The following is a 17,651-nucleotide window of genomic DNA, read 5'->3' as shown; positions in this document are numbered from 1 at the left end:
CACCGTTCGACGATACCGATTACCGCAGCAGCAGTGCGCTGTCCCCGAATTCGTGCCAGAGGTAACCGCCTGCGAGCGCGGCGTCGTATGCGGCATGCACTGCGTCTGCTCCCACGACGGCTTCCAACAACTGCAGATGCGATGCGCCGGGAGCATGCCAACCGGTGACGAGTCCATCGACCACGCGGGTCGGTCGTTGCGGTCCGAGCACCAGGTTGGTCCAGCCCGCACCAGCGTGGGCGCGGCCGTCCGGCGTCGCGGTTGTCTCCAGTGCTCGCGTCACGGTGGTCCCGATCGCCACCACCCGACCACCCGCCGACCGTGCGGCATTCACCCGGCGCGCGGTCGATTCCGGAACCACGAAACGCTCGGGGCTCGGCGGCTCACCGATCTCGGGTGACGACACCCCGGTGTGCAGGGTGATGGGTGCGACGTCGATACCGCCTGCAATGAGGTCGGTGATCAGTCGATCCGTGAACGGCCTTCCGGCGCTTGGCATCTCCGCGCTGCCCAACTCGCGACCGAACGCCGTTGTGTAGTACGACGCCGACCAACGTTGCGACACGTACGAGTAGCTGATCGGTCGGCCGTGACTCTGCAGCCAGTCGATCACCGATCCGCCCATGCCGTCGAGACGAGCAGCCCAGAGTCGCCGCCCCGACCGCAGCCACGGCTGGATCAACGTCGCCGACGCGCCCGCAGGTAGCGCAATCACCATGCCGGGGTGCAACGTCGACCAGTCGGACGGCCTGCCGTCCGTCGATCGCACCTCTACCACCCACGATCCGTCGTCGAGCCAGGTCGCGAAATGGAGAACCGTTGCGGTGGTGCCGATTCGACCATCGACCGCCGCGGAGAGGGTCGCCGAATTGTTCACGACCACCAGGTCGCCGGGCCGCAGATAGCGCGGTAGCTCGCGAAAGTGCGCGTGGGTCGACGATCGTCGATCCGACACCAGCAGCCGAACCTCGTCGCGAGCAAGACCACGCGACTCGGGCGGCCCGGATGCCTCGCGGTCCGGCGGCAACACGAAAGTGTGATCCAACAGGGATACGGTCATGATGTCACCTCCGCCTCGAGTTGAGCGCCGACGTAGCGACCGCTCGGCGGCCGCGATTCGATCAGCCGAAGCAGTGATGGCACAACAGTTTCCGGTTCTGGGCGATCGGATATGTCCTGCCCTGGAAACGCGGCCTGATGCATGTCGGTGCGCATGTCGCCGGGATCGAAGGAGTAGATCGGCACATCGGACTCCTCGGCGGCCAAGATCGCAGTCAGGTGATCGAGCGCCGCCTTCGACGATCCGTACCCTCCCCAGCCCTCGTAGGGCATCACCGCGGCGTCGGAAGTGATGTTGACGGCCACTCCGTCGCGGGACCGCAGTGCGGGCAGGGCCAGTTGTAGAAGCGCAAGCGGGGCAACCACGTTGACGTCGTAGACCGCAGCAAGCTGGTCCAGCGGATACTGCGCAAGATGCGGCATCGGGCTCGGCCCGAGGGTGCTCGCATTGTTGACCAGCAAGTCCAGGCCGCCGTTCGCGGTGAGGATCGTAGCCAGCTCTGCGCGGTGGGCGGGATCGGTGACGTCTCCGACCACGGTGGTCACGTGATCGCCGCGCAGTCGGTCGAGTCGATCGACGTGCCGTGCGGTGGCGATCACGTGCCAGCCGATGTCGAAGAGCGCGTGTGTGAGTGCACGACCGAGCCCGGCCGATGCGCCGGTGATCAATGCGGTAGGGGTGAAAGTCGTGTGGTGATAGGTCACGTGAACTCCTCGTGTGGACTGGAACTCCATGGTGAAACCTGAAGTCCACTCGAGGTCAAGAAATTGGTTCCGAGGCCCTAGCCGCTCTGGGAAAGCAACGCTACGAGAATGACCGTCATCGGCTCGACCACGTCGTCGACGGGTGGTCGCGGCGTCGTCACGCTCCACCGATGCACAAGAGCAGTGAGGGCGGCAATGAACGCCGTCGCCGCCAGCGTGTAGCCGCCGGGCGGGACGTACGACGGCCCGACGATCGTCGCGGCGATGCTGTGAAAGAACTCAGTCCACTGCTCGCGACCATCGATGCGGTGCTGCTCCATGTGATCGCTGACGCCGATGATCTGCACGAACGATACTTCGGCGCGACGCGGATCGGTCCCGACCGACCGAACGTAGGCCGACATCGCCGCCGCGGCGACGCGACGCAATTCTCGCGACGGTTCGCCGAGAACGGCAGCGGTGACCGCCTCTCTGGCGTCGAGTTGTATCCAGTCGTACACGGCGAACAACAGATCCTCGCGGCTGCCGAATTCTTCGTAGAACTGCCGACGAGACAGACCCGCGGCCGCACAGATGTCCGTGATCGAACTCTTCGCATACCCCTTGCCACTGAAGATTTCCAGGCCGGCATCGAGGAATCGGCTGCGGCGTTCCGCCTTACGATCGACGACCAGTCGTCCCCCGTAGCTGCGACTTGTCGACATGGTGCCAGGATATCCGTCCGGCACGGCGCGCACCTTGTGCGGACGGGAGTTTGCGGTCTACATTTGTTCGAGGATTGCCGTTACACATTGTAACGACAATTGGACGAAGGATGGCGCGGCCACATGACTGGACCGATCGATACGAACGCAGACCTCGAGCAGGTGGGGCACCCCGCCGACTCCAGACGCGATCCGGAGGTGGTCCGCGTCCAGTTGCAGCAGTGGCTCACCGCCAAGCTCGGTGCAAGCGCCGAGCCCACCGTCGACGCCGTGACGGTGCCGACCGCGAGCGGGATGTCCAACGACACGATTCTGTTCGACGCCGAGTGGTCCACTCTGTTCGACGCCGAGTGGTCCACTCTGTTCGACGCCGAGTGGTCCACTCTGTTCGACGCCGAGTGGTCCACCGACGAGACGCGAAGCACCCACAGGCTGGTTGCTCGAATCGCCCCCGCGAACACGACACTGCCAGTCTTTCCGTCCTACAACCTCGGTCGACAGTTCCAGGTGATCAGGGCGGTCGGCTCCCACTCTGCCGTCCCGGTCCCTGCCGCTTACTGGTGTGAGCCGTCGTCCGCCGCACTCGGGGCCGAATTCTTCGTCATGGAGCGCGTCGACGGCGACGTTCCACCCGACGCGATGCCCTACAACTTCGACTCCTGGCTGAGCCAGGCGAACTCGACCGACCGCGCGCGCCTGCAAGACACCTCGGTACGTGTGTTGGCCCAGCTGCACGCCATCCCCGAACCGCAACAATGCTTTTCGTTTCTACTCGACGAGCACACGGACGGTATGAAGCTGACCGCCGACCAAGCCCTGCGCGATCATGTTGCCGCCCAGCGCCGCTATTACGCCTGGGTGATCGGCGACGGGCCACGATCGTCGCTGATCGAGCGCGGCTTCGACTGGATCGAGTCACATTGGCCGACGCCCGCCGGTCCGGCGGTGCTGTGCTGGGGCGATGCCCGCATCGGGAACATCATCTACAGCAATTTCGAACCCGCTGCGGTCCTCGACTGGGAGATGGCGTCCTTCGGACCGCGCGAGATGGACCTCGGTTGGATGATCTACCTGCACAGGTTCTTCGAAGACATCGCAGCGTTGGCTGGCCTGCCCGGCTTGCCGGATTTTCTGCGTCGCGACGACGTGGTGAAACGCTACCGGGAACTGAGTTCACACCGACCGACGCAACTCGACTTCTACACCTGCTACGCCGCGTTGCGACACGCGATCATCATGTTCAGAATCCAAAGTCGCGCAGTCGCATTCGGTCTGGCGCAAGCGCCGGCGGACCCCAACGATCTGATCATGCACCGCAAGGCCGTCGAGGCAATGCTCGCGGGAACGTACTGGAGCGGCGTCGACGCCGGATTCGGCGAATGACCCTATGGGTCCGGCGCCAAGATGCCGTGCAGAACGACATCGACGAGCGACGCTGCAAGACGTTGGGAGTCCGCGACATCGCGGACCGACAGCGCGAAGATGGATGCGCCCGCCACGATGTCGAGCACGGCGTCCGCATCGACGCCCGCACGGAGTTCACCACTGTCGGTGGCCTGTTGAATTCTCAGCGCGAGCGCTGCCCGGATGCGTTCGAGTTGATCCGTGACCAGCACCTTGCGAAGGTCGTCGTCGGTCCGACTCTCGTACATCAGACCCGGAGCGGCCGCACGAGTCGCGGGATCGCCGAACAGCGCAACGGCACCCTCGATCAGCCGCGTGACGTCCTCGGCAACTGTGCCGTCGAGTTCGAAATCGGGGGCGCTTTCGAAGTCGAGAACTGGATAGACCGCCTCGTGCACGATGTGAGCTTTCGACGGCCAGCGGCGATAGATCGTTGGCCGACCCACGTTGGCACGCTTGGCAATAGCGTCGATCGACACTCCCGCGTAGCCGTTTTCGATCAGCAACGCTCGGGTCGCCGCCAGCACGGCGGCATCGATCTCGGGATTTCGCTGCGGGCCGAGGCGATGCTTCGGCGTGCTCGACTCCGACATCTCGATCCCTTTCCACGAATTGTGCTCAGCCTAGCGAATCAATCTGTGCAGCAACACCTTCGATCAAGGAGACGCCAAAGTGCCAGCGCCACTCGATGAATACCCTATTCACCAGACTCCGCTGTCGATGGCGCAGGTCGATACCAGCGACAAGAACTTCTACGATCGGTCCTACCTCAACGCGATCAATCCTGACGGAGATCTGTTTCTGGTTAGCGGTTTCGGCGTCTACCCGAACCTTGGCGTAGTAGACGCATTCGCCATCGCGCGTAAAGGCGACCGGCAATGGGCTGTGCGTTTCTCCGACGCACTCGAGCACCGATCACTCGACCTCGCCGTCGGCGACTATCGAATCGAGGTGGTCGAGCCACTTTGCAGGCTCAGGGTTGTCTGCGGCGGCGACGACGGCGGGCTCGGATTCGATCTCACCTGGGAGGCCACCTGCGCGGCGGTGCAGGAACCGCCGCATCTGATGATGTCCTCGACCCGTCCGATTCTCGATGCCAGCAGATTTGCGCAGACCGGCGCCTGGAGTGGAACCATCGCAGTCGACGGCGAGGACGTTTCGGTGACGCCCGATCGCTGGATGGGAACGCGCGATCGTTCGTGGGGTATTCGACCGGTCGGCGACCCGGATCCAGCGGGCCGTACCGCGGAAGCCCCGACCGAGGGCTTCTGGTGGCTCTACCTGCCGCTTCGGTTCGAAGGATTCTCGATCATCGTCATCGCCCAGGAAAACCCCGACGGTTTCCGCATACTCAACGACGCAACGCGGATCTGGGACGACGGGCGGATCGAGCAACTCGGTTGGCCGCGCATCGACATCGACTACCGATCGGGCACGCGGCGCCCGGACGCGGCCACCATACATCTGACCGATCGAACCGGTACGCCGGTGACGATCGCGTTGACGACGCGGGACGGCATGGCCCTGCACGTCGGCGGCGGCTACGGCGGCGACCCGGACTGGTCGCACGGGCAATGGCGCGGCCGAGGGTGGGTGTCGCGTACCGTCTACGACCTGACGGATCCTGCCGTGGCAGGCCGAATTCCTTACGGCGTCAACGAGTATCCCACGATCGCTGATTGCGATGGCGTGCACGGAGTAGGGATGTTCGAGCACGGATGCTTCGGTCGGCACGATCCGTCCGGCTTCGCCGACTGGAGTTCGGTCGCGCCGTAGGATTACTTGCGCGGCAACAACTTGTCCAGGTAGTCCGCGGCCCGCGCTGCGTCTGCGACGTCCACGATCTGCCCGATGTAGCCATCGGGCCGCACGACCACCACGGCGTCGCCCGCAATCCCGTAACCACCACGCGCGTGCCCGTCGTGATCGATGACGTCGATGCCCGCTCCGGCTTCGTGATCGACTACTGCGCAGCTGAGGTGAGCACCCGAGTAGCGTTCGCCGAGATGTGCCGCAGCGGCGATCGCAGACTTCCCGAACCCCAGCACCGTGAAGTGCGGTCCGCGAAGAACGTCGAAAATTCGGACAGGCTCGCCGTTCGGCAGCCTGCACGGCGCGTCTGGGGCCCTGTCCCCCGCTTGGACGCCGTCGCCACGCCAGGTCGAAGCATCGGACAGCGAACTCGAGCGATACCCCAGCTGCAACTGCTGAGCGTCCGCCGCACCCACCGCGATACCTTTCGGCTTGTCGCTGACCATGTCGGCGGCCACCCGCTCGAGCCCGGCGGTGCTGAAGCCCAGCGTCCACTGCGCGATCGGCAACCGCTCGGCGTCGTAGGTGTCCAGCAGTGCGTCCGGCATCCCGCCGATGACGGCGGCGAGTTTCCAGCCCAGGTTGTACGCATCCTGAATACCGGTGTTCATGCCGAGCCCACCCGCAGGCGGATGGATGTGCGCCGCATCGCCTGCGAGGAACACGCGTCCCGTGCGCATCCGATCGACGATGCGCACGTTGACCCGCCAGGTGGACAACCACGTCGGATTCGACAGCCGGATACCCGCGGTGACCGTGATGTCGTCGACGATCCGTTGGAAGCGCTCCAACGACGGCTCCGGCAATTCCATGTCGGGACCGAAGTCCGTGAACGGAACTCCCTGAAACTGCCACGACGAGACGTTACGGAAGGGACACAACGCCACGAATCCACGCTCGGGATGCGACCACTGGTACCAGGCGTCCGGCTCCAGGCCCTCGACTTCGACGTCGCCGAGCAGCATGCCCTGCGGACCGCTGTCGCCGACCAGGTCGATGTCCAACGCCTTGCGGATCGTACTTCTGCCGCCGTCGCAACCGACGAGGTACGCGGCCTCTACTCGTCCACCGGTTTCGAGGTTTACGACCACCGATCCATCGTTCTGGGCGAAATCGACTACGCCACTGGACTGTTCGACCTCGATACCGGCCTCGTTCAGCCCGTCGCGAAGAATCTGCTCTGTCCGCCACTGCGGAATGATCAGACCGCTCGGGTACGGCCGATCCGGTGTGGCGACCCGCTCCGCGTCGGGCGCGGAGTCGTTGATCACCTCACCTCGAACATGGACACGATGCCGGAGATAGCGAAACCCCGCGTCGCACAGGGTGTCCACGAGGCCGAAATCGTCGAACACCTCTTGGGTGCGTGCAGTCAGCCCCTTGCCGCGCGAACCGGCGAAGGGCTCTGCGGCTTTGTCGACGATGCGAACGTCCACTCCCCGACGAGCCAGATCCAACGCCAGGGCCAGTCCCGTCGGTCCGGCTCCCGCAATCAGTACATCGGTCATGCCCCGCCCCTATTCGGTGATTGCGACTGCGTCCGGTCCGCCTTCGAGCAGCTTCCGAAAGCCCTCTTCGTCCAGAACCGGCACGCCCAATTCGATTGCCTTGTCGTGCTTGGAACCCGGTGACTCTCCGACCACCACATAGGCCGTCTTCTTCGATACCGAGCTGGCGGCCTTGCCGCCCCGAGCGACGATGAACTCCTTCGCCTGGTCTCGCGAGTAGTTCTCCAACGATCCGGTGACCACGATCGACAAACCCTCGAGATTGCGCTCGACCGACTCGTCGCGCTCGTCCTCCATGCGAACGCCTGCGGCACGCCACTTTTCGATGATGTCCCGATGCCAATCGACTGCGAACCACTCCACGACTGCGGTGGCGATCGTCGGACCGACACCCTCGGCGGCGGCCAACTCCTCTTCGGAGGCGGCGACGATAACGTCGAGGCTGCCGAACTGGGTCGCCAACGCCCGCGCCGCCGTCGGCCCGACATGCCGAATCGACAGACCGACCAGCACCCGCCAAAGCGGTCGATCCTTTGCCGCATCCAGGTTGTCCAGCAGGCGTTTTCCGTTCGCGGACAACGATCCTGCCTTGGTGGTGAACAGCGACGTGCGCAGCAGGTCTTCTTCGGTGAGCGCGAACAGTCCGCCCTCGTCGACGAGAACGTCGGCCTTCAGCAGATCGACGGCAGCCTCGTATCCGAGTGCCTCGATGTCGAACGACGATCGGCTGGCGATGTAGAAGATCCGCTCGCGCAACTGTGCTGGGCAACTGCGAGTATTCGGGCACCGGATATCGGCATCGCCTTCTTTGGACGGCGCCAACGTGGTCCCGCATTCCGGGCACTCGGTCGGCATCACGAACTCGCGCTCGTCACCGGTCCGCGCGTCGACGACCGGCGCGAGCACCTCCGGGATCACATCTCCCGCTTTGCGGATGGTGATCATGTCGCCGATCAGCACACCCTTGCGCTTGACCTCGGACGCGTTGTGCAGCGTGGCACGCGAGACCGTCGAGCCCGCCACCGTCACCGGCTCCATCGACGCGAAGGGCGTGACTCGGCCGGTGCGACCGACGCCGACCAGGATGTCGAGCAGCCGCGTAGTGACCTCTTCGGGCGGGTACTTGTAGGCGATCGCCCAGCGCGGCGCACGCGACGTCGACCCGAGCCGCCGTTGCAGCGCCGTCTCGTCGATCTTGATGACCTGACCGTCGAGCTCGTGCTCGATGTCGTGGCGATGCTCGCTCCAGTACCGAACCCGATCGATTGCCGCCTCGACGCCCTTGACCCTCTTGGTGTACGGCGACACGGGCAGACCCCAGGCTTCCAAGGCCTGGTACGCCTCGAATTGCGAAGCGGCGGTGAAACCTTCGATTCGCCCGAAGCCGTGGCAGTACATGTGCAGATTGCGCCGCGACGTGACCGATGGATCCTTCTGCCGCAACGACCCGGCTGCCGTGTTGCGCGGATTCGCGTACGGCGGTTTACCTTCGGCGACGATCGCGGCGTTCAGGATCTCGAAGTCTTCGAGCCGGAAGTAGACCTCGCCGCGGACCTCGAGGAGGGTCGGGATCGGAAATTCGTCGGTGCCGGTCAGCTGGGTGGGGATGTCGGAGATCGTCTTCGCGTTCAGCGTCACGTCCTCGCCGGTGCGACCGTCACCACGGGTGGCACCGCGGACGAGTTTGCCGTTCTCGTAGACCAGATTCAGTGCGACGCCGTCGATCTTGACTTCGCAGAGGTAGTGCAGATCCGGGCCAGTCGCGGGAGCGGAGCCTGCGGAGCGACCCAGAACTTCCAGCTCCACCCGCTTGGCCCACGTGCGCAGCTCGTCTTCGTCGAAGACGTTGTCCAAGCTGAGCATTCGCTCCAGATGATCGACAGCGGTGAATTCGGTCGCGAAGCCACCACCCACCAGCTGCGTCGGCGAATCAGGGGTACGCAGATCGGGATGTGCGTCTTCGAGTGCGATCAGTTGGTTCAGCAGCGCGTCGAATTCGCCGTCGGTGATGAGAGGCGAATCGCGCACGTAGTAGCGGAATTGGTGGTCGCGGACGGTTTCGGCAAGTTGCTGCCACTGTTCGCGATCGGCACTCGATGCCGGTGCCTGCGGGGTGTCCGACTCGTTCTGCTGCACCATCGAAGACTAGCTCAGGCGGCCGACACGAAGAATGGACTGCGTATCGCGCCGACCGAGTCGGTCGTACGCTTGGTAGTCATGGCGCAGAGCGCGAGGTCGGACGTTCGGCTGGCGGAAATGATCGCATCGCTGTCGCTGGCGACCGACCTCGGTTTGGGTGTCCCACAGGAACACGTCTTGAGACAGACGGTCATCGCCACGCGCTTGGCAGCAGCAGCAGACATGTCGACGGATGCGCAGGCCGCTACCTTCTATGTTTCGTTGCTCGCCTGGGTGGGCTGCGTCGCCGATTCGTTCGAGTTGTCCCAGTGGTACGGCGACGACCGCCAAGTCCGTTCGGACAGTTACCAAGTGGACAGAACCGGGCTACCGATGCTCCGTTTCCTGCTGGATCATCTGGCGGTCGGTGAACCGCCGCTGCGGCGGATCACGATGGTCGGGCGATTGCTCACGAGCGGAATCCGAGATGCGGCGAACTCGTTTGTCGCGCACTGTCAAACGACAAGCGACATCGCCGGTCGCCTCGGGTTGCAGGACGACGTGCGCCGCGCCCTACCGCACGCATTCGAGCGTTGGGATGGCAAAGGCGTCCCAGCGAAACTGCGGGGCGAGGAGATAGAGCCGGTCATGCGGGTGGTCCAGATCGCCGACGACGCCGAGGTGTACTGCCGAATCGGTGGTGTGGAGTCTGCTCTTGCGATGCTCCGCCAGCGCAGCGGCACCGAGTTCGACCCAGCGCTGGTCGACGTGTGTGTCCGTGATGCCGATCGAATCCTCGGCGACGTGGACGGGGTCGATGCGTGGAGCGTCGTCATCGATGGTTGTTCCGCACTCGATCGTCGCCTGGACGGACCCGAACTCAAAGACGTTCTGACGATCTTCGCGGACTATGCCGATCTGAAATCGACGTGGTTCCTTGGACATTCGCGAGCGACCGCCGCGCTGGCCGCCGAAGCCGCGGGCGTCCTAGGACTGCGCCCGCACGAGGTCGAGACAGTCGAGAGGGCGGCGTTGATCAGCCGAATCGGCGTGATCGGCGTCTCGACCGGCATCTGGGACAAGCCCGGCGCCCTCTCGATTATCGAACGAGAACGCGTACGGACGGTGCCGTATCTGACCGAACGCGTTCTGTCTCGGCAGCCGCGGCTCGCCGAGATCGGCGCCCTTGCGGGAATGTGTCACGAACGCATGGACGGGTCGGGCTATCCGCGTGGACTGACCGGCGCGATGATCCCGGTTGCCGCGCGGCTACTCGCAGCAGCCGATGTGTACCAGGCGTTGAGCGAAGAGCGCCCGCACCGTGCAGCTTTCGGCCGGATCGACCGCGAGCAGATACTCGCCGACGAGGTTACGGCGGGACGACTGGACGCCGCCGCAGTCCGAGCCGTCCTCGCCGCCGCCGGCCACCATCTCGGTCGCCGACCCGACATGATCGCCGGACTGACGCGACGTGAGGTCGAGGTCCTTGTGCTGCTGGTGCGCGGCTGGCCCAACAAGCGAATCGCTGCGCATCTGTCGATCACACCGCGAACGGTAGGCAGCCACATCGAGCACATCTACACCAAGATCGACGTCAGTACGAGAGGTGCGGCAGCGATGTTCGCGATGCGGCACGGCCTGGTTCCCGATAACTCGGGCAATTGACAGATGTGACGGTATCGACGCCGCCGTAGAACGTCTTCTATGACTACTTCACTTGCTATAGCGACCGCTGGCGACACTGCGGCATGGCCCGTTGCCGGCTTACTGATCAACGCTCTTGCACAGCGCGACTTTGCGGCGCTGGCCTCGTGCCTGGATCCCGAAGTTCGTTTCCGCGCGCTGATTCCGCCCGGACCGTTCGAGTTGACCGGCGCCAACGACACGACGAAACGGTTCCAGACCTGGTTCGGCGGGGACGACGGATACGAGGTGCTGGACGCAGGCATCGGTCAGGTCGGCAACCGCATGTATCTGCGTTGGCGGATCCGAATGATGTCGGCAGACGGAGCGGGGCGAGTCGTCGAGCAGCACGTCTTCGCCACGGCAGGTGAGCGGATCCAGGCGCTCGAGCTCTTGTGCTCCGGCTTCCAGCCCGAAGCTCGGGCAGCCGAGGTTTAGTCCTGGCCGAGCCGCGCGATCGACTCCGGCTCCTCCGAGAACGCGCGCGCAGTTTCTGCGGCCAACCGCACGGCGGTGCGCGCCCACGCATCCGATGCGCCGGCCAGCCCGCAGGTCGGCGTTACGGCGATCTGAGAACGCAGGATCGAGCGCGGAAAGCCGAGCCGGTCGAGCAATGCCAACGCAGGTTCCGCGACATCACGCCAGGTCGGCGGCTTCGACGGCGCGATCGACGGCACCAACCCCAGCAGCAACCCTTGTCCTGCCTGCAGCAGTTCGCCGACACCGTCGAGATCCCTGGCGGTCAACAGGGTTGCATCGATACTCACCGCGATGGCGGAGCTGCGTTGTAGGAAATCCAGCGGCGGCGCCTTTGCGCAGGAGTGCACTACGACGGGAGCACCGATCCCGGTGATCACACCGTCGAGCAGCGACTGCGCCTCGGGCGCGGGCATCGCAGGGACGCGTTCCATTCCTGTCACGCCTCGCAATGATCCGGCGAGCACCTTGCCGAGTAGCGGCTCGTCGAGCTGCACGACCACGTCGGCACCGAGGCGACGACGCACTTCGGCGACGTGCCTGGTCAGTCCCTCCGCGAGCGAATCGGCGAAATCGCGCAGCGCACCGGCATCGGTGATGGCGCGATGCCCGTTGACCAGCTCTACCTCGGCCGCCAACGTCAATGGTCCGCAGGATTGCACCTTGACGGTGCCGGTTCCGCTGAGACCCTGTGTCTCCCAGACTTCTTCGAGCGCATCGAGGTCACGTCGGAGCAACTCGTTCGCCCGCTTGGCCGCGACACCGGGACGAGCGGTGATGCGATACCCCCGAGTGGTGGTGTCGAACGGCAATTCGACGAGCAGCGCGCTCGCCCTACCGATCATGTCCGCTCCGACGCCGCGGGCGGGCAGCTCGACAAGGTGCGGCAGCCGACCGAGCTCGCCGACAACGATTTCCGCTGCCTCGCGCGGATCGGTGCCAGGCCACGATCCGACGCCGGTTGCCACGCCGACGAGTGCGTCAGGCAGCGTCACCACTGGTTGCCGGTGCGCGCGATGGTGCCGCTGCCGAGAACCTGATCGCCCGACGCATGCGGCAGATAGAGCACTATGGCCTGCCCTTTCGCGACACCCGTCAACGGCTCGCGCAGCTTCACCTCGATACCGTCACCGACTGCTTCGGCAACTGCTTCGGCGAGGCCGCCGTGCGCGCGTACCTGCACGACGCATTCGATCGGTCCGTCCGGCACCGAACCGGATGTCCAGATCGCACGGTCCGCACCCACTGACCACACCTGCAGCCGTTCCGCGGAACCCACACGCACAGTGCCGGTTTCGGGCTCGATCGCCGTGACGTACCGCGGCTGACCGTCCGCCGCAGGTCCTTGCACACCGAGGCCCTTGCGCTGACCGATGGTGAAACCGTGAACGCCGTCGTGATCGGCCAACTCGACGCCGGAGTCGGCGTCTATTACCTTGCCGGGTCGGACGCCGATCTTTGCGCCGAGGAACGCGCGAGTGTCACCGGAGGGGATGAAGCAGATGTCGTGACTGTCCGGCTTGTCCGCGACGGCAAGTCCGCGCTCGGCGGCTTCGGCACGAATCTGCGACTTCGGGGTGTCGCCGATCGGAAACATGGCCCGCGACAACTGATCTGCGGTGAGCACGGCCAACACGTAGGACTGATCCTTGTCGGCATCGACCGCGCGTCGCAGCACGCCGTCCTGTAGCTGGGCATAGTGTCCGGTCGCGACGGCGTCGAATCCCAACGCGATCGCGCGGTCGGACAGAGCCGAAAACTTGATCTTCTCGTTGCAGCGCAGGCACGGGTTGGGGGTTTCGCCCGCCGCGTACGATTCGACGAAATCGTCGATCACGTCTTCCTTGAACCGATCCGCGAAATCCCATACGTAGAAAGGTATTCCGAGCATGTCGGCGGCACGCCGCGCATCGCCGGCGTCTTCTTTGGAGCAGCAACCGCGAGAACCGGTACGCAGGGTGCCGGGTGCGCTGGAGAGCGCGAGATGCACGCCGACCACGTCGTGCCCGGCGGCAACCGCGCGTGCGGCGGCAACCGCGGAGTCGACGCCACCACTCATTGCGGCAAGTACGCGCATCAGCGGCCGCCCTTCGCTCCGGCGCCGGCAAGCCCGGCCGCCTTGGCACGGTCGACAACCTGGGGCAGAACTGCCATCAACGCGTCGATGTCGGCGCGAGTAGAGCTGGCGCCCAACGAGAATCGCAGCGAGCCCCGCGCGGCACCCGGTTCGACACCCATGGCGATCAGCACGTGACTCGGCCTCGCGACGCCTGCCGTGCACGCGGATCCTGTGGAGCATTCGATGCTCGCCGCGTCGAGCAGCATCAGAAGAGAGTCACCCTCACAGCCGGGAAAGGTGAAGTGCGCATTGCCCGGCAGCCGGGCATCGCCAACCGGCCCGTTCAACACGGCGTCGGGAGCAACGGCACGCACGCCGTCGATCAGCTGATCGCGCAAACCGGCGAGATGCAGTGCGCGAGAATCCAAATCCTCGACGGTCACCCGCAATGCGGCGGCCATCCCGACGACGGCTGCCGTGTCGGGTGTGCCGGACCGGAGATCGCGCTCGTGACCGCCGCCGTGCAGCAGCGGCACGCACGGAACCTGCCTGCCGATCAGCAATGCGCCTACGCCGAGCGGGCCGCCGAACTTGTGTGCCGCGATGCTCGCAGCCGAAAGCCCGCTCGCGGCGAAGTCGATGGACAACTGCGCCGCAGCCTGCACCGCGTCGCTGTGAATCGGAACATCGAAGTCGCGGGCCACCTGGGCGAGCTCCGCGATCGGCATGATGGTGCCGACCTCGTTGTTGGCCCACATGATGGTGACCAACGCGGCCTCGTCGGCATGGACGGCCAGCTCGGCACGCAGCGTCTCCGGATGAACCGCGCCGTTGTCGTCGACCGGCAGCCAGGTCACCTCGGCGCCCTCGTGCTGGACCAGCCACTCCACCGCATCGAGCACTGCGTGGTGCTCTACCGCGCTGGCGAAGATCCGGCGGCGGCGGGAGTCGGCATCACGTCGGGCCCAGTAGATGCCCTTGACGGCGAGGTTGTCGCTTTCGGTCCCACCTGAGGTGAAGATCACCTCGGACGGACGGGCGCCGAGGTTCGCGGCGATGCTTTCGCGGGCTTCCTCCACCCGCCGTCGCGCTGCCCGACCGGAACCGTGCAGCGACGATGCGTTGCCGACGGTGCCGAAGACAGCGGTCATCGCCTCGATTGCCGCAGGCAGCATCGGTGTGGTTGCCGCGTGATCGAGGTAGACCGGAGAGGCTGCGCCGTTGTGGGCGGAGCCGGTGCTAGCCGAAGTCATAACTCGACAAGGATAGCCCGCTGCGACGCAGCCTTGTTTCCGCTCCACTCAGGCTATGCAGGACTCCGGCACCGGTTCGGCAGGCTGCCGGACCGTGTTGCGCTGTCCGGGCTCGAGAACGCCGTGCTCGGCGAAGTCGAGGTGGACGTGGCCACGGACTGCACGCTCACAGCGAGCGGCCAGATCGCGCCGATCGGTTCCCGGCTGCTCCACGGGGGCGAGCACAACTTCGGCCGTCGTACCGGTGGACCACAGCATCCGCAGCAGGGATTGCGCCATAGTCTCGTCGCCGACGAAGGCCGGTGTCGTCGACAGGGCGCCGTCAGCGCCGATGTACTGCAGCCTGACGGGCTGAACGGCGGTGTCGGTGTCGATGGCCGCCTGGAACAGCGCGGGCCGCAGATTGCCGTACGCCCGTCCACACCAGGTGGTGCCCTCCGGGAACGCCGCAATGCGCTCGCCCGCCGAGATCCGATCGGCGATCTGCGCGACCACCGCGGGCAGCTTCCGAAGGTTTGCCCGATCGATCGGGATGACCCGCATCCGCCGGGCCAGCGAGCCGAGGATGGGCCAGTCGATCAGGTCGGCGCGGGCGACGAAGCTCACCGGCTGCACTGCCGCCAGCACCAGAATGTCCGTCCAGCCGACGTGGCCGCACACCACGAGCACTCCGTCGCCGGGTTCGGCGAACGTGATACCCGGAGTATCCGTGCCGCGGTTGTCGACGATCCGCAGCTCCACCCCACAACAGCCGAGCAGGGCTCGGGCGTAGCGACGCTGCACAGCATTGCGCCATCCGCGTTTGGCGACGGTGTTGGCAACGGGAAAGGTCGCCATCAGCGCGACTACCGTTGCGAGACGCATCGCGAACTCGGTGTTGCTGACCGTATCGGCGTCGGTGTCGATGCAGCCGGTGCCGCAAGGGCTCGACGGCATCCAGTCGTGGGTGGTTGCGACGAGCTCCGGAAGCGGTGCAGTCGCGGTGGTCATCCGAGATCACCCTCCAGCGTGGCCGCTGCCTGTTGCAGACGCTCGAGGTAGCGCTGGTTGATCTCGTGCAGACCCAGGAGGGCAACGAAGTCGGCGACGCCGAAGTCGGGGTCGTGTGCGGGCTCGCCGCAGATCGTGGCGCCGAGACGCAGGTAGCCGCGCAGCAGCGGCGGCACCTTGACCTTCTCCGGTGCTGCGATGTCGTCGAGCGCCATCCCGTCCACGATCACCGGGTTGTACGGCCGCACTCGTTGCGTCTCCGGCGTCGCGTGCCGCTTCATCAGCATGTCGCGGACACCGCGTACGTGGGAGCCGATCCGGTCTTCGGGACTTTCCTGCATGGGGACGGACACGCAGCCCATCACCCACTCGTAGCCGGTCAGCTGGATGTAGTGCAGGATTCCGGCCCACATCAGCGTCAGCGTCGAACCGTTGCGATGTTCGGGCAGCACGCAGGCGCGCCCCATCTCGACGATGCGGTTGCCGACGGGGTCCAGCGCGGAGACGTCGAACTCGGTGGCGGTGTAGTAGCCGCCCGCAGCGGCAGCGCCGTCGGGCGGCAGCATCCGGTAGCAGCCGACGAATTCCTCCGTCACTTCGTCCCGGACAAGGAGGTGGTCGCAAAAATCGTCGAACCGGTCGGCGTCGAGGCCGTTGGGGTCGGCCGGAATGGCGAATCCCGGTTCGGAGGTGAACACGTTGTAGCGCAGCCGCTGTGCCGCCAACCGGTGTTCCCGGTCGGACGACACGATCAGCGAATACCGGGGCCGTGCGGTGACATCACTGGGGGGACTCAGTACCGACAAAGGTGTCATGCGGGTTGTTTAACCAGCCAGTAAAGCGCTGGGGGAACCGTTGGGTGTCGTGTCGATGCAGGTTCGGTTAACGCAGGTGGCGGGCTGGTTTCACCTGCAACGATGCTGCGGGCGAAACATTGCGCTGCGGGCACAATTTCGCCCGCAGCACGCGATATCGCCTGCTGGGGACGCTGCAAACCTCCGAAAGTTATCCACAGGCAGCCGCTTTTCGAGGGTGTCGGGTACGGACCGTCGGCGACGATGAGGTGCATGAGCGAACCGATACGTCGCGGCGACGCCCTCGCCTCCGGTTTCACCGATGCCGAGCTGCGAGCGCTGTGCACCCGCGACGGCTGGACAGCGTTGCGGCCCGGCTACTACGTGCCGCCCGAAGTCGTTGCGACGCTCGACGACATCGCCCGGCATCGAGCACTCGTCGTAGCGATGCTCCCCGCACTGTCACCGGAGGCGGTCGTGAACCATCACAGCGCACTGGTGATGGACGGCGTCACAGTGTGGGCCGCACCGTTGGACCGAGTTCATGTCACGCGCAATCGATCCGCAGGCGGTTACAAGACCCGTCAATTGCATGTGCACAGCGGACCCGTCGACGACGTGCAGACCGTCGACGACGTGCCACTGGTGGGCCTTGCGCGGGCAGTCGTGGACTTTGCGCGAACAGCCACCTTCGAGCAGGCCGTCGTTTCCGGTGATGCTGCGCTGCGTCGGACTGATTGCACGGCAACCGGCGCCGGAACTGCAAACGTCGTTCTTCGACGGCGACGGCCAACAGATCGGGCGCAGCGACTTCTTCTTCGAGGGCCACGGGGTGATCGGCGAATTCGACGGCAAGGTCAAGTACGGAAAATACTTACGCGCGGGCCAACAGCCGGGCGACGCCGTGTACCTGGAGAAGCTCCGCGAAGACAGCCTGCGCGATATGGGTTGGGAGATGGTGCGGTGGAACTGGGCCGACTTGACCCGCCCGGCGGAAGTGCGGGCACGCTTCGAGCGAGCGTTCGCCCGCCGCCGAGCAGCTTCATGCAAGCCCGTTGGCGGCTTTCGGCGGGCCGTTTAGTGCC

16 protein-coding genes are annotated in these 17,651 nt (G+C 65.4%); 5 read left to right on the top strand and 11 right to left on the bottom strand.

What is annotated here, in order from left to right:
* Window positions 1–19: 19 nt before the first annotated feature.
* From FOY51_RS06595 to FOY51_RS06585, 3 genes are all read right to left on the bottom strand, one after another.
* Complete coding sequence (locus FOY51_RS06595; RefSeq protein ID WP_149429364.1) at window positions 20–1,060, bottom strand: S-adenosylmethionine:tRNA ribosyltransferase-isomerase; 1,041 nt, start codon at window positions 1,058–1,060, stop codon at window positions 20–22.
* Window positions 1,057–1,764, bottom strand: a complete 708-nt coding sequence (locus FOY51_RS06590; RefSeq protein WP_235916154.1) for an SDR family NAD(P)-dependent oxidoreductase — start codon at window positions 1,762–1,764, stop codon at window positions 1,057–1,059. Before FOY51_RS06590 ends, FOY51_RS06595 begins: the two co-directional genes overlap by 4 nt.
* 77 nt (window positions 1,765–1,841) lie before the next feature.
* Window positions 1,842–2,468: a TetR/AcrR family transcriptional regulator gene (locus FOY51_RS06585; protein ID WP_149429362.1), complete on the bottom strand. Its 627-nt coding sequence runs from the start codon at window positions 2,466–2,468 to the stop codon at window positions 1,842–1,844.
* Window positions 2,469–2,591: 123 nt separating this feature from the next.
* Between FOY51_RS06585 and FOY51_RS06580 the strand changes: the two genes are divergently transcribed.
* On the top strand, window positions 2,592–3,851 hold the full coding sequence (locus tag FOY51_RS06580; RefSeq protein ID WP_149429361.1) for a phosphotransferase family protein: 1,260 nt from the start codon (window positions 2,592–2,594) through the stop codon (window positions 3,849–3,851).
* A 2-nt stretch (window positions 3,852–3,853) separates the two neighbouring features.
* Here FOY51_RS06580 and FOY51_RS06575 read toward each other — a convergent pair whose 3' ends face one another.
* The gene (locus tag FOY51_RS06575) at window positions 3,854–4,465 is read right to left on the bottom strand and encodes a TetR/AcrR family transcriptional regulator (RefSeq protein WP_149429360.1); all 612 of its coding nucleotides are present in this window, start codon (window positions 4,463–4,465) and stop codon (window positions 3,854–3,856) included.
* 127 nt (window positions 4,466–4,592) lie between these two features.
* Here FOY51_RS06575 and FOY51_RS06570 point away from each other — a divergent pair, with 127 nt between their 5' ends.
* A complete protein-coding gene (locus FOY51_RS06570; protein ID WP_235916153.1) occupies window positions 4,593–5,648 on the top strand; it encodes an Rv3169 family protein in 1,056 nt (351 codons plus the stop codon).
* A gap of 2 nt (window positions 5,649–5,650) precedes the next feature.
* Here the strand turns inward: FOY51_RS06570 and FOY51_RS06565 are convergent, their stop codons facing one another.
* Together FOY51_RS06565 and ligA are read right to left on the bottom strand one after the other, a co-directional pair.
* Complete coding sequence (locus tag FOY51_RS06565) at window positions 5,651–7,192, bottom strand: FAD-dependent monooxygenase (protein WP_149429358.1); 1,542 nt, start codon at window positions 7,190–7,192, stop codon at window positions 5,651–5,653.
* A gap of 9 nt (window positions 7,193–7,201) precedes the next feature.
* Entirely contained in the window at window positions 7,202–9,328 is a 2,127-nt protein-coding gene (ligA, locus tag FOY51_RS06560; RefSeq protein WP_235916152.1) for an NAD-dependent DNA ligase LigA, read from the bottom strand.
* An 81-nt stretch (window positions 9,329–9,409) separates the two neighbouring features.
* Here ligA and FOY51_RS06555 point away from each other — a divergent pair, with 81 nt between their 5' ends.
* Both FOY51_RS06555 and FOY51_RS06550 read left to right on the top strand, forming a co-directional pair.
* Complete coding sequence (locus FOY51_RS06555) at window positions 9,410–10,975, top strand: HD domain-containing phosphohydrolase (RefSeq protein WP_149429356.1); 1,566 nt, start codon at window positions 9,410–9,412, stop codon at window positions 10,973–10,975.
* 39 nt (window positions 10,976–11,014) lie between these two features.
* Complete coding sequence (locus tag FOY51_RS06550) at window positions 11,015–11,431, top strand: nuclear transport factor 2 family protein (protein WP_149429355.1); 417 nt, start codon at window positions 11,015–11,017, stop codon at window positions 11,429–11,431.
* Here FOY51_RS06550 and FOY51_RS06545 read toward each other — a convergent pair.
* Genes FOY51_RS06545 through FOY51_RS06525 form a run of 5 tightly spaced genes read right to left on the bottom strand, consistent with a single transcriptional unit; the run spans window position 11,428 to window position 16,587 of the window.
* Window positions 11,428–12,465: a methionine synthase gene (locus FOY51_RS06545; protein ID WP_371830410.1), complete on the bottom strand. Its 1,038-nt coding sequence runs from the start codon at window positions 12,463–12,465 to the stop codon at window positions 11,428–11,430. The genes FOY51_RS06550 and FOY51_RS06545 overlap by 4 nt on opposite strands.
* Entirely contained in the window at window positions 12,462–13,547 is a 1,086-nt protein-coding gene (gene mnmA / locus FOY51_RS06540; protein ID WP_149429354.1) for a tRNA 2-thiouridine(34) synthase MnmA, read from the bottom strand. Before mnmA ends, FOY51_RS06545 begins: the two co-directional genes overlap by 4 nt.
* Window positions 13,547–14,782 (bottom strand): cysteine desulfurase family protein, encoded by a 1,236-nt coding sequence (locus FOY51_RS06535; RefSeq protein ID WP_149429353.1) that lies wholly within the window; start codon window positions 14,780–14,782, stop codon window positions 13,547–13,549. Before FOY51_RS06535 ends, mnmA begins: the two co-directional genes overlap by 1 nt.
* Before the next feature lie 48 nt (window positions 14,783–14,830).
* Window positions 14,831–15,772: a lysophospholipid acyltransferase family protein gene (locus tag FOY51_RS06530; protein WP_235916151.1), complete on the bottom strand. Its 942-nt coding sequence runs from the start codon at window positions 15,770–15,772 to the stop codon at window positions 14,831–14,833.
* Window positions 15,769–16,587 (bottom strand): GNAT family N-acetyltransferase, encoded by an 819-nt coding sequence (locus FOY51_RS06525; protein WP_149429352.1) that lies wholly within the window; start codon window positions 16,585–16,587, stop codon window positions 15,769–15,771. The genes FOY51_RS06530 and FOY51_RS06525 overlap by 4 nt, the downstream gene beginning before the upstream one ends.
* Before the next feature lie 571 nt (window positions 16,588–17,158).
* On the opposite strand from FOY51_RS06525, the gene FOY51_RS06520 reads away from it, so the two are divergent.
* The gene (locus tag FOY51_RS06520; protein WP_149429351.1) at window positions 17,159–17,647 is read left to right on the top strand and encodes a hypothetical protein; all 489 of its coding nucleotides are present in this window, start codon (window positions 17,159–17,161) and stop codon (window positions 17,645–17,647) included.
* The last annotated feature ends 4 nt before the right edge of the window (window positions 17,648–17,651 follow it).

Origin of the sequence: Antrihabitans cavernicola (assembly GCF_008297975.1) — a bacterium.
Taxonomy (GTDB): domain Bacteria; phylum Actinomycetota; class Actinomycetes; order Mycobacteriales; family Mycobacteriaceae; genus Antrihabitans; species Antrihabitans cavernicola.
Note: the sequence above shows the minus strand (reverse complement) of the source record. Positions and strands in the feature narration are given on the sequence as shown.

Bases quoted from the DNA above. Each gene is read 5' to 3' on its own strand.
- FOY51_RS06595 (WP_149429364.1), bottom strand. From the start codon at position 1,060: ATGACCGTATCCCTGTTGGATCACACTTTCGTGTTGCCGCCGGACCGC.
- FOY51_RS06585 (WP_149429362.1), bottom strand. From the start codon at position 2,468: ATGTCGACAAGTCGCAGCTACGGGGGACGACTGGTCGTCGATCGTAAG.
- FOY51_RS06580 (WP_149429361.1), top strand. From the start codon at position 2,592: ATGACTGGACCGATCGATACGAACGCAGACCTCGAGCAGGTGGGGCAC.
- FOY51_RS06575 (WP_149429360.1), bottom strand. From the start codon at position 4,465: ATGTCGGAGTCGAGCACGCCGAAGCATCGCCTCGGCCCGCAGCGAAAT.
- FOY51_RS06570 (WP_235916153.1), top strand. From the start codon at position 4,593: ATGGCGCAGGTCGATACCAGCGACAAGAACTTCTACGATCGGTCCTAC.
- FOY51_RS06565 (WP_149429358.1), bottom strand. From the start codon at position 7,192: ATGACCGATGTACTGATTGCGGGAGCCGGACCGACGGGACTGGCCCTG.
- FOY51_RS06555 (WP_149429356.1), top strand. From the start codon at position 9,410: ATGGCGCAGAGCGCGAGGTCGGACGTTCGGCTGGCGGAAATGATCGCA.
- FOY51_RS06550 (WP_149429355.1), top strand. From the start codon at position 11,015: ATGACTACTTCACTTGCTATAGCGACCGCTGGCGACACTGCGGCATGG.
- mnmA (WP_149429354.1), bottom strand. From the start codon at position 13,547: ATGCGCGTACTTGCCGCAATGAGTGGTGGCGTCGACTCCGCGGTTGCC.
- FOY51_RS06535 (WP_149429353.1), bottom strand. From the start codon at position 14,782: ATGACTTCGGCTAGCACCGGCTCCGCCCACAACGGCGCAGCCTCTCCG.
- FOY51_RS06530 (WP_235916151.1), bottom strand. From the start codon at position 15,772: ATGACCACCGCGACTGCACCGCTTCCGGAGCTCGTCGCAACCACCCAC.
- FOY51_RS06525 (WP_149429352.1), bottom strand. From the start codon at position 16,587: ATGACACCTTTGTCGGTACTGAGTCCCCCCAGTGATGTCACCGCACGG.
- FOY51_RS06520 (WP_149429351.1), top strand. From the start codon at position 17,159: ATGTGCACAGCGGACCCGTCGACGACGTGCAGACCGTCGACGACGTGC.